The sequence below is a fragment of the Paenibacillus sp. 01T424 genome (assembly GCF_056398745.1).
In genome coordinates this window covers 52,959-65,185 of sequence record NZ_JBFTPZ010000003.1, presented here as the reverse complement: position 1 = coordinate 65,185, position 12,227 = coordinate 52,959, and the positions used below count along the sequence as shown (strand labels likewise).

Sequence of the window (12,227 nt, the reverse complement as noted above, 5' to 3'; positions counted from 1 at the left end):
AATGAACAGATTTGGAGGGGACATCGAATGGCATTAAGCAAAGCGCAGTTTTGGATCTTTCGAGCGAAAGAAACCGAGAAGGTAGACGTGCTTTTTAACCCGACTGATTATGAGATGGAATCCGGAAATCAATATGCGGAGAAGGAGATTGCGGGGCTGCAAACCCCGCTCTCCCAATTTACGAGCGGTGAGCGGACAACATTGAAGCTGAATTTGTTTTTTGATACGTATGAAGCGGGCATTGACGTTCGTACCTATACTTCCAAAATCGTGGGCATACTCGATGTTGACTCGGATTTGCATACGCCGCCGACCTGTAAATTCATTTGGGGCTCGCTTGATTTTAAAGGTGTTATTACAAGCATTACGCAGAAATACACGATGTTTCTGGAAACCGGCGTCCCTGTTAGGGCATCCTTAACGGTCGATATGCTGAGCTCGCAAACGATGAAGGAACAATACCAAGAAATTCCGCGTCAATCTGCCGACCGTACGAAGCAAAAGACGGTCAAGCAAGGGGATCAGCTGTGGTCAATAGCGGCTGAGGAATACGAGGACCCGGGAGCATGGCGCCATATCGCCGAAGCGAATGGGATTGATAACCCCCGTATGCTGTTATCCGGAAGAAGCTTGACGATTCCGAGATTGGAGTGAAAACGTGGCTGCAAACTCCTTTGAGGATTTGGAATCCAAATATGGTGATTTTAGCGCACCTGAGGTTGATATTTTAATAGAGGGTCAATTGATCAAGCTTTCAAACATGGCCGTAGAATGGGTTGATGTCGAGCAAACGACGGATGCACAGGCGGATATCGCCAGGTTTTCGATTTCTAATGGCTATATATGGAGCGAATCCCGTATGCAATGGGTAGGCACAACGATTGCGGTAGGCAAGAAGGTGCAAATCAAGCTTGGTTACGCAGATAAAAAATCGCTTGTATTTGATGGAATCATGACAGGCTATACCATTGATTATCCTTCAAACGGCAGCCCAAGCATTGTCGTAACGGCGATGGACCGCTCTTTTCTCATGATGAAGACGTCACACTCTAAGGTGTGGAACCAAATGAAGGACAGCGATGTTGTTCGGCAAATTGCCGGAAATTATGGTTTGTCTGTCGATTTGGACGATACGGGCGTCACCAAAAAAACGATTGAGCAAATTGGGGTGAGCGATTATCATTTTGTCCGCTCGCTTGCGATGGATAACGACAGGCATTTCTATGTAGAAGCATCCAAGCTTATTTTCAAAAAACCGAAAACATCGGGAGCGCCGCTTATTACGCTGAAATATGGGAAAAACCTCGTTCAGTTCACGTTGACGGTGGATGCTTCCAGCCAGACTTCGCAAGTCAAAGTTCGCGGCTATGACGTCGATAAGATGCAAGCGATAGAATCCGTTGCCAGCTCGGTTACCATTATTGGTACGAACACCAAAAGCGGCCCAAGTGTAGCAAGCATGCTCTCTAATCAAAAGATGGAGGTCGTATACACGCAGGCAGCATCGCAGGACGAGGCGCAATCGCTTGCGAAGGCGATGCTGGATCGTATTTCCCGCGAGCTCGTGAGCGGTCATGGAACTTCGATTGGTTTTCCAGAGCTGAAGCCAGGTGAATTAATCAAGATTGAGGGTCTCGGCAGCGACAAGCTGAATCAACTGCTGCGATTGACGAAGGTTACGCATCGACTCGACGCAACGGATGGCTACATGATTTATTTTGAGACGGAGGGGAATGCGATATGAGCACGATGTATCCTGGTTTTTTTGACCAGCATCAGCGCTCCATGCAATCCGAGCAGCTGTCCGGAGTGTGGAATGCAATCGTTACCGACAACAAAGACCCGGATAAGCTTGGCCGCGTAAAGGTGAAGTTTCCACTGCGTGAAGGCGAGCTCCAGACCGATTGGGTGCGCGTTGCGACTTTAATGGGCGGGAACGACATGGGCTCTCTCTTTTTGCCGGAGGTGAATGATGAGGTGCTTGTCGCCTTCTTAATGGGGCGGCTGGATCAGCCGATCGTCATTGGCTCTTTGTGGAGCAAGAAACAAAAGCCGCCTGCGCCGAACGACAAAAACGATATTCGCAAAATCAAGACGAAAACCGGGCATGAGATTACGTTTGATGATACGAGCAGCGCAGGCACGGTTACGATAAAAACGTCAAAAGGCCATCATATTACGTTTGCCGATAAGGATAAGACGGTTACGGTTGAAACGCAAGACAAGCAGCAATCGATCAAGCTGGATGAGATGGGAAAGAAGGTCACCATCAAATGCGGTTCAGCGTCTACGATTGAAATGAGCGCGCAAGGCGATGTAAAAGTGACGGGCTCAAAATCGGTTACCGTAAAAGGCGCTCAGGTGAAGGTGGAGGCGGATGCAGCGCTCACGCTTCAATCCAATGGCATGCTTGAGGTAAAGGCTAACGGCATTTTGTCGCTGAAGGGCGCGATGGTTAAGATCAATTGATGGCTGAGGGAGGCTGCAGCAGATGTCGGCATCGTTTTTGGGGAAAGGATGGAAATTTCCCGTTCAGGTAGACGCAACAACCGGCCGTATTCGCATGGCGGAAGGCGAGGATGACATTGAAGAGTCTATCCGAATTATTATTCGAACGTCGAAGGGCGAGCGATTAATGCGTCCTGATTTTGGCTGCGGCTTACGGGATTTTGTATTTGGCACAACGGATGAGACATCGCTTAGACTCATTGCCAGTGATGTGCAGGAAGCCATTCGAATTTGGGAGCCGAGAGTAAAGGACGTAGAGGTAGAGGTGAAGCCTGATCGGCAAAATAACGGCCGTGTGCTAATGAGCGTCTCCTATGCGGTAAGATCCACAAACAATCTTTTTAATCAGGTGTTTCCTTTCTATTTAGAGGAAGGAAGCAAATAACGGGAGCGAGCAACGTGATGAAGCACGGGGGAAGAAATGGCGGTGACAACCGTCCGCCAAAAATCAATCATAATAACTTATCCTCTTTTATGGCTCAGTTAAAGGAGATGGCACCTCATTATACGCCGGAGTGGCGATTCTCGCAGGAGGAGCCTGATGCGGGGACGGGACTAGCCTATTTGACCGCTGAGATGCTGGAGGACAYGGTTAATCGGCTTAATCAAGCGCCGCTCAATCATTTCCTTGCTTTCCTCGATCTTATCGAGGTCAAGCTGCAGCCGCCTCGTCCAGCCCGGGCGACCGTTGTGTTTCAGCTGAGTGAAGGAACGGTCGACCCCGTTTATTTGCCGGCAGGCATTGCATTGACAGCCCCTCATCCTGATGGCGGCGAGCCGCTCGTATTTGAGACGGAGAAGGTGCTGCTCGCTACACCAGCGAAGCTGATGGAGTGGATTAGTGTAAATCCACAAAAGGATCATATTGCTACTGCAGCACTGGACTATGGAGAGCGATTGAAGAGCGGCCTAGCTGAGCCGATCAGCTTGTTCGATACCAGCTCTATGCCAAATGAGCAGGAGCATACGCTTTATATTCGGCATGACGATATCTTTCTAGTAGATCGGCCAAGCCGATTTTACATAAATGTTCACCACACCGAAAAACGTTACTCTGAGCCGGAGCTTGCTGCCTCGCTCGCATCAGAGTGGGTGGAATGGACGTATCCATGCAATGGGGAATGGGTGAAATTTGATTCCGCAACGGCTGCAGGCAGCATGGTCGTATTATATAAACAGCGAGCTGGAAAGCTGGAGCTCACTGAGCATGAAGGAATAACTGGCCGCTGGATCAGGTGTACCGTGAAACAGCTGCAAGGCGCCGCCTCTCCTCTGCTTAACAAGCATTTGGAGATGGATAAAATAAGGCTTCGTGCGGCGCATGATGCGGCCGGCGACAATGTTGGCATTGAGCCAGGCGCATTATATTTTAATGATACGGAGCTCTTGAAGGATGGGTTTTACCCGTTTGGAGAACATTTTGTTCCTTATTCCGTTTTTTATTTATCGTGTGAAGAGGCGTTTAGCAAGCGTCAAAGCAAAATCAAGTTGACCTTCTCTGCGAGGGCGATACCGAGTAGGCTCAGAATGGCGCAGGATCCCGAAGTAAAGTGGAAAATGGTCATGCGGACTTCCGATTTTGATGAGAAGGATCCTCCGCGCGTATGCATCAGAAGTGTTCAATGGGAGTATTGGGATGGCAGCAATTGGGGCAGGCTGCCTGGCAGCGAGCAATTCGGAACATTGTTTGCCGAACTGCCGGAGCAGAGTGAACGAAGCTTTACTTTGACGTTCAACTGTCCAGACGATATGGCGGAAACGTTCGTAAACGGTACGTCTGATTATTGGATTCGGGCACGTGTGCTGCAGACTGATCCCATTATCGCGCCAGTCGTGGAATATATGTCACCTTGGCTCGCACAACCTATTCTGTCCTATGCCCATGCCTCGCAAAGCTTATTTATGCCAGAGCATGTCTATACAAGAAGCAATATTGACAATCGTGATCGAACGCCTTCTGCACAACATGGCGGTCAGTCCTTTAAGCTGTTTGAGCAAATTCCAGCAAGTCATCCTGCGATGTATGCTTCCTTTAATGCAGCGCCGTTAAAAGGTCCCATTCGTCTACATATTGAGCTGGAACGCAGGTTTACAGCCAGCAATCAACCGCCGTGGGTGGAGTGGGAAGCGCTTTGCTTGGAAGCAGGCCGCTACATTTGGCAGCCGCTGAAGGTGGTGGACAACACTGAGGCATTTACGATAAGCGGAGAGCTGCAATGGGTAGGTCCATCTACGATGGCGCCGGCTCGCTTGTTCGGGCATGAGCGTTATTGGATACGCGCGGTCAACCTTGATGGCTCGCTCGGAGATTCCTATCCGGGCAATCCTGTAGCCTCAAGCATGCATCTGAATGCTGTTTCGGTCAGGCAGCAGGTTAGTCAGGAGAAGGAGCTTACAATTCCTGCGGACGGCTTTGTACAGCTAGCGCCTACGGCATTCATTGAAGAAGAGGTGTGGGTAGATGAGCTCGCACATTTCACGCCAATGGATCGAGTGAAATGGTCTGACTCCGAGCCTGAATTTTATATGCTGCAAAGAGACGGTGACGGTAATGACCAACGCTTCTGGGTGAGATGGCAGCCGGTCGTTTCGCTTGCAGAGTCTGGCCCAATTGACCGTCATTATTCACCGGACCACGCAGGCGGAATGCTGCAATTCGGAGATGGCATCCGCGGGAAGCTTCCTTCCTCTGATACGGCGGAAACGGTGCGCGTTCGCTTTAAAACTACCGCGGGCGCAAACGGGCATGTCGATGCCGGGCAAATAACGGGGATGGTGCTTCCATTTGCATTCGTCAGCAGCATCAGCAATCCGGCTCCTTCAATTGGCGGCGGTGATGCGGAACGGGTAGAGCAAGTGCTCGTAAGGGGACCGCAGCGGCTTAAGCACCGCGGACGGGCAGTTACCGCAAGCGACGTAGAATGGATTGCTAGAGAGGCATATCCGCAGATTGCAAAGGTGAAATGCTTAAGCAATCGAAATGCAAGGCTGGAGCGCTCACCTGGCTCCATGGTTGTGGTTGCTTTCCCAGCGGGCGGCTTGGAAAGCGCTGCTCAGTTTCCAGAGCTGCGCAAAGCAGTGGAGCGTGAGCTCATGCTGACAGCATCGAATCTGGTTTCCTTGGGCGGTGCCATACGGGTTATCGAGCCGGCCTATTTGGAAGTGTCCGTGCATGCAACGGTGGCATCCCAGTCCGTGGATGATCTGCTTCCACTAGAGATGGCTTGTACAGCCAAGCTGAATGCGTTCTTACATTCGGTAACTGGAAATGTTGACGGCAACGGCTGGAATATTGGAGAAACGCTGCATGTGTCAGTGCTTCACTCCCTTTTGCATGCTGTCCACTCGCTTTTATATATCGAACGTCTTTATTTACATATTGTCAAAATAGAAAATGGAAATCGTACCGAATGGGATCCCGTCCGGATGAATGAGGTTATTCATGGCATCGTCGTTAATGGCAGCCATAGCATAACGGCTTTCCCTGGTCCGAAATAAGAGTTCCGAATGAGGGTAGTACGATCAAAAAAAGAAAAGGAAGGAGAGATCAAATGCTGCCGAGGCTGCCGCTAGACGACCGCACGTATGCGGAAATTGTTCAACAAGCAAGAAGGCTCATCCCGAAACGGGTTCCGGAATGGACGGATGAGAATGCGCATGACCCGGGCATTACGTTTATTGAGCTATTCGCTTGGCTGACAGAGATGCAGCGTTATTTCATTGGCCGTGTCCCGGACAAGAACAGGCGCAGGTTTCTTGATCTGCTTGGTATTCAGCCTGCAGACGCAAGTTCGGCGAGAGCTACCGTACAGTTCTCAAATATTAAAGCTCCGGTGACGCTGCCTCGCGGAACAAAGCTGATGGCTGAGGATCAGATGTTTGAGACGGAAGCCTCCATTTCCCTTGTGCCGCTTGCGCTGGATAGAATCGTTACGCGAACGGAACGGGAAGCCAATGACGTCACAGCTACAAATGATCATGCCAATGTTGCCTTTTATGCGTTCGGGAAGGATGCAAGGACAGCCTCGAAGCTTTATCTTTCCTTCGATCGTGAGCTGAGCCCACAGGAACAGGTCACGATAAACATCAATCTTTTGGAAGCGGATAAAGGCGTTGGCAATGACGAGGTGCAGCATCTGGTAATCAATCGCGAAGCCATTTCTCCATCTGCAAGGCTCTCGTGGAAAGCTTATTGCTGGGATGAAGCAGCAGGGACAGCGGGGTGGATGCCCGTTGAAGTGCTAGAGGATGAGACGCTCCATTTGACGCTTAGCGGTAAAATATCATTTTGCCTAAGGGCACCGATGCGTACGGTAACTGTGCATCCTGCAAGCGAGCAGCCGCGATATTGGATATGTGCAACAGTTGAGGAGTCTGGTTATGAAATGCCGCCTCGCATTCGTCAGCTAATGCTGCATACGGTCAAAGCTGAGCAGAAGGATACATTAAGCGAAGTGATTGATTTTACGGTATCAGGGGAGCCCCATGAAGAAATACATATTGCTACCTACTTAGCTGTTTTTGGACAAATACGTGTTCAAGTGCAAGATGCTGATGGCGCATGGCGTTACTGGCAGGAGATTGCTTCCTTTGAGGAGCTGCCTCACTCTGATCGCCCGCCTGCGTTTTATAGCGTTTTAAGACATGCTTCGATGGATCATGTAACGGTACAGTTTAGCGATGGCTCTACCGGAGCTGTTCCGCCGCCTGGACAAACGGTTCGTATCATTGCTAGTGAACCTAGGTTTGATCTTTACCGATTCATTGGACGAAGCAATGGGCTGCCCAGCCAAAGCTTTGAGCTGTACAATCTATCCTGCAAGAAACGCGAGGCACTAAAGCTGCAGGTAGGTGAACAAGAACCGGATGGCCATTTCAAATGGCAGGATTGGAAGCGTGTAGATGAGTTTGACCGCTCTAAGCCAGGTGATCGTCATTATATTTATGATCCCGTCAAAAGACTCATTTACTTCGGCAATGGCGAAAAAGGAGCTATTCCGCCAGTCAGTATGGACACCAATATTGTTCTTACCGGTTGTGAATTAGGCGGTGGTGATCGTGGCAACGTTAAGCCTTATCTCATATCTGAGTGGGTGAACGAAGCACATAAAGCATTGCAAATCGAAGTGAATAATCCAAGTTTTGCAGCTGGAGGCTCGGAAGCGGAAACGCTGCAGGTAACGCTGCAGCGGGCGCAGTCAGAACTGAAGCATACATTCCGTGCCGTCACCAATGAGGATTACGAAACTTTGGCTTTAGCAACACCAGGCGCTGCCGTAGCTAGAGTACATGCAATTCCTCTCTATAAGCCGGGACTTGATGATTATCCGAGAGAGAAGGCAAATGGTCAAGTTTCTGTTGTAGTCGTACCATACGGTTTAAGCGATACACCAACGCCAAGCGCCGGTTTTCTGCAAACTGTAAAACGTCATTTGGATACAAGAAGATTAATAACGACAGAAGTACATGTCATTCCCCCCATTTATATTAAAGTAACCGTCAATGCCGTTGTTGTTGTCGAGCCACAATTCGTAGATGAAGGACAACGTTTAGTAGAGCAATTGAAAAAGCTGCTAAGACCGCTTGATGGTGAGCATGGAACCAAGGGCTGGAAATTTGGCCGTTCTGTCTATAAGGGAGACATTTATAATGCGCTAAGCAAGGCGAGCGGCGTAGTATACGTGCAGGATTTGTGGATTGATGCGGAAGGTGCGCATGTTAGGAAAAGTGCAGGAGGAGACATCATTCTTCCGCCGCAGGGACTTGTTTTCTCGGGTCAGCATGAAATTGAACTTATTAGTCGCACCCATCTATAGCATCGTGGCAATCGGCTGCAAAGGAGGTATAGCATGAACGGAAAAGACCAGTTTTTCTCGATTAACCGCGAGCTGGATTGGCTGCGCGGCAACGGGTATAATCTTGATTTTCATTTAGCAGGCTTCGGCGTTCGCCGCGATAACAAATACGGAATAGCGGGAACGATTCAGCTGAGTGACCTCGCAGGTACAGCTGCCATTCAAGAGCTGGCTGTTTCCCAGCATGAGCATATGTTTTTGCTGGATGAGCGCGCGGATCTGTGGATTTACGACCGCCGTAATGCTGATCATAAGCGCTTGTTTACACAAGGGCATGGTCTGTTCAGCTCCCATGCTAGACTTGCTGCCTCCGGCGAGCTTTTAATTGCCGCCGATCGCACAGGTGAGAGGACAGTCGCTGCTTACCATACCGGCAATGGACAAACGCTTTGGTCGCGCGGAGGCAATGAAGCAGATGGAGTTCTGCTGCATCCGCTTGCGATAGCAGCGGATAACCGGTATGTGTACGTGCTGACACCGCTTGAACTGGACACGGGAGGCGATGAGCCGGCATTAGCAGAAGGCGCTAAGCTGGGTATCATCCAGTTTACGTTAGGCGGCGCGATCGTCAGTGTATGGAGTGATCCAAGCTTTACACAGCATGTACGAGCGAAGCTGAGGCATTTGAACCGAACTTACTTTATGACCGTCGCGGCATCGGGTGAGCTTTATATATTTGATACGTTATACGCAAAGCTATTTTCATTCGGGCCTACCGGAACATTGAGTGCGAAACGTGAACTCCCTGCTCTTCCTTATGCAGGACTATGTGCTGACAGCAGCGGCATGATTTATATTGGCGACACGAGGCAAATGGATCAAGTGAGCGAGGATGACCGCTTTATCGTCCAGTTGAATGCTGCTGGCGAGACAGTTGGACGCATTACAGGTTTCCGTGGCAAAGCGGATCAGCTGTTGATTGATGAGAAGGATCGCATGTACATTTTGAACAGCGAAGACGGAACGATTTCGATCTTGAACTTACAGCCACAGACGCTGTTGATGGAGGAAACGGGTGTTCCTGAAGGGGTCTGGCTTTCACGGGCGTTCGATAGCGCAGAAGCCGAAACCGTCTGGCACAAGATGGCGCTTAACTCCTTTATTCCAGATGGCACACAGATTCATATCTCCTATTTCAGTCAAAATGACGATAGCTGCATTATCGCCGGAAGCTATCGAAAAGTAGACGATTGGCTAGCTGATGCGACGATTCCCTACCGCGAAAAGCTGAATGCACTAGCTGAATTTTGGTCAGCGCCGGTTATTAATCCGAGTGACGCATTGTTTTTTGGAGCAAAAGGACGTTACTTGTGGCTAAAAATCGAATGGATCGCTTCGGAGCGGTATACGCCACTATTGGAGTCCATGCGAATTTATTTTCCGAGAGACACTTATTTAAATTATTTGCCTGCTGTCTATCAAGAGGACCCGGCAAGCCGTGATTTTCTTGAGCGTTATTTATCATTATTCGGCACGTTGTTTTCCGAGATTGAGGAAGAAATTGAGGATTTATCGGAATACATCGATCCTGAACGGGCAACAGGCGAGCATTTACGCTGGCTGGCGACTTGGGTTGGCCTAGAAACGGATGATTATTGGACGGATGAGCAGGTGCAGGCGTTCATTCAGGCCGCACCGGAGCTTTATCGTTACCGTGGCACGCGTCAAGGCTTAATGAAAACGATCGAGATTTATACGGGTATTGCACCGCTCATCGTGGAATATTTTCAAACAAAGGCGATGCGCGACAACGGAGAGCTGCGGCATCTGACAGATCAGCTTTATAGCGGTGATCCGTATACGTTTACCGTGCTGCTGCGTCCGGAACAGGCGCCAACTGAGAAGCAGCGAGTCGTTATCGAACAGCTGCTGGATGAGCAAAAGCCAGCCTATACGGAAGCGAAGCTGGTGCTGCTGCAGCCTTGGATGTATTTGGATTTACATACGTACTTAGGCATAAATACGGTGCTGACTGAGCCTTCACTGCTCAAGCTGAACCCTGATCGTTCGATGCCAAATGATACGCTGATCGTTGACGTTGGCATGGAGAAGCGCATGGATATCCATACCCGTTTAGAAATGGATTCAGAGCTGGAATAGTATAATTACGCGAAGGAGCGGTACAAGTGAAAAAATCGAGGCTGTATCCATTTGAGAGAAATCGTTATTTTTACGGAAAGCTGTTGACGGTACGCGATTTCGAGTCGGAGCAAAAATATTTTAATGATAAAAGAAGGCTGTTGAACCGTTTGCTCTATGGCAGCGGCGTGTTGTCCGGCATGCAGGTTGTAGCGGTAGATGACAAAACAATTTCGGTCGAAATGGGCGTAGCAATCGATTATATCGGACGAGAACTCGTTATTCCTTCACCTGTAACGTTAAAGCTGTCGATGATCGAGGGCTTTACAAACAATGAATATAAGAAAAATGTATACTTGTGCGTCGCTTATGATGAGAAAGGCAAGGAGCCGGTTCACTCGGTAGGCAATTCTGCAATTCGCAACGACGAAGTGAGCGAATATAACCGTGTGCTTGAATCCTATCGTTTATTCATTAATGAAGAAGCGCCTGCACCGTCCTCATTTGAATTCGTTAGATTGCTTGAAAATGTAGCTACGATTTATGAAGATGCGAATGTACGGATTACGCAGCGTATGCCTAAGTATGTGAATGTCGGCGAGGTTGTTGAGGTCAAGCTGGTGGTTGAGAAGACACTGCAAACGCCGCGAATTGCTTTCCAATATGATTATGAAGCAATGGGCTTCACCTCTGTTGGCCATGATGGGAATACCGTTATGTTTGTTGAGCCGGGCGATGCGCAGGAAACGGAGTACTCGGTTAGTTTTCATTTGAAAGCGCCGCAGACTGCTGGCGTCAAAGCACAGCTTACTGTACCTAATCATGCTGCGAAGTTAACCATTGGCGACTCGGCTATTCCACTGGATACGAATGCGAAGCACATCATTGAGGTGCTGGACGAGCCTGTAGCGAATCGTATATTGAAGGATTGGCATGAACGCAGCTTAGAGCAGGCAGTAGAGGGATCTGCTGATCAAAGCATCTGCCTGGCTAAAATCAGCTTGCTCCAAATGGGACCGACCTACATGATTGAGAAGGTGGATCGTGTACCTTTTGATGAATATATTGAGAGCACCGCGCTGCTGCAGCGTTTAACGCAAACGTCGCAATCCTCAACGCTTCATAAGTTTTATGCGAGCGCGGAGACGCATGATCTGGAATATGATGAGAAGCCATCTCTTGATGTACAGTATCATCCCGAACGCAATGAATTTGATTTCAAGCTTGGTATTCCGCGGCCTCAGCATTTGTATGATGAGATTTCAACGGGTACAATGGAAGTAGCGCTGGAGTCTATCGGCAAGACAGGCGGCTTCTTCTTCTCGCGCGGCAAAAAAAACTATGTGTCGGATGAAATTCAGCATGGCCTTGGCGAGGGTCAAGTATCGGTTGTAGTCGGCTTGGAAGAGATCGATAAGACGATTTTGGCTGACCAAACAAGCACGATGAAAAAAGTATATTATGGACAAATCGACGTATTTAAAGGCACAGAGTTTGAGCCTGATATACCGAATGTATCGCTTGGAACAATTGTTTATCCGGAGAAGGGCACATTCCGTATCGGAATGAAGCTTCAAGGTGAAACCGAGTCGGCTGCGTCTGTAATCGCCGTTCGCTGGTGGGCATTCAAAAGTTTAGGCGCGGCAAAAGCGGCTGATCAAGTAAATGATGAGATAGATCAAGGGTTTGCAGAAGCAGCTGCATCGCAGCAGGAGTAAACAATTATAAGCTGTTCAGAAGGTCGATAAGAACGATGATCTTGCTGAGCAGCTTTTTTTATATATG

8 protein-coding genes are annotated in these 12,227 nt (G+C 49.1%); all 8 read left to right on the top strand.

Going from position 1 to position 12,227, the window contains the following annotated elements; genetic code table 11:
- Positions 1-27 precede the first annotated feature (27 nt).
- Genes AC1DPK_RS03690 through AC1DPK_RS03655 form a run of 8 tightly spaced genes read left to right on the top strand, consistent with a single transcriptional unit; the run spans position 28 to position 12,160 of the window.
- On the top strand, positions 28-654 hold the full coding sequence (locus AC1DPK_RS03690; protein WP_076267910.1) for a CIS tube protein: 627 nt from the start codon (positions 28-30) through the stop codon (positions 652-654).
- 4 nt (positions 655-658) lie between these two features.
- Entirely contained in the window at positions 659-1,744 is a 1,086-nt protein-coding gene (locus AC1DPK_RS03685; protein ID WP_076267909.1) for a phage late control D family protein, read from the top strand.
- On the top strand, positions 1,741-2,469 hold the full coding sequence (locus tag AC1DPK_RS03680) for a phage baseplate assembly protein V (protein ID WP_477509365.1): 729 nt from the start codon (positions 1,741-1,743) through the stop codon (positions 2,467-2,469). Before AC1DPK_RS03685 ends, AC1DPK_RS03680 begins: the two co-directional genes overlap by 4 nt.
- 22 nt (positions 2,470-2,491) lie before the next feature.
- Positions 2,492-2,893, top strand: coding sequence for a GPW/gp25 family protein (locus AC1DPK_RS03675; RefSeq protein ID WP_076267908.1), 402 nt, complete (start codon positions 2,492-2,494; stop codon positions 2,891-2,893).
- Between the two features lie 14 nt (positions 2,894-2,907).
- Entirely contained in the window at positions 2,908-6,006 is a 3,099-nt protein-coding gene (locus AC1DPK_RS03670; protein WP_477509364.1) for a baseplate J/gp47 family protein, read from the top strand.
- A gap of 53 nt (positions 6,007-6,059) precedes the next feature.
- On the top strand, positions 6,060-8,324 hold the full coding sequence (locus AC1DPK_RS03665) for a putative baseplate assembly protein (RefSeq protein ID WP_477509363.1): 2,265 nt from the start codon (positions 6,060-6,062) through the stop codon (positions 8,322-8,324).
- A gap of 33 nt (positions 8,325-8,357) precedes the next feature.
- On the top strand, positions 8,358-10,463 hold the full coding sequence (locus tag AC1DPK_RS03660; RefSeq protein ID WP_477509362.1) for a phage tail protein: 2,106 nt from the start codon (positions 8,358-8,360) through the stop codon (positions 10,461-10,463).
- 26 nt (positions 10,464-10,489) lie between these two features.
- Positions 10,490-12,160 (top strand): hypothetical protein, encoded by a 1,671-nt coding sequence (locus AC1DPK_RS03655; protein WP_477509361.1) that lies wholly within the window; start codon positions 10,490-10,492, stop codon positions 12,158-12,160.
- Positions 12,161-12,227 lie beyond the last annotated feature (67 nt).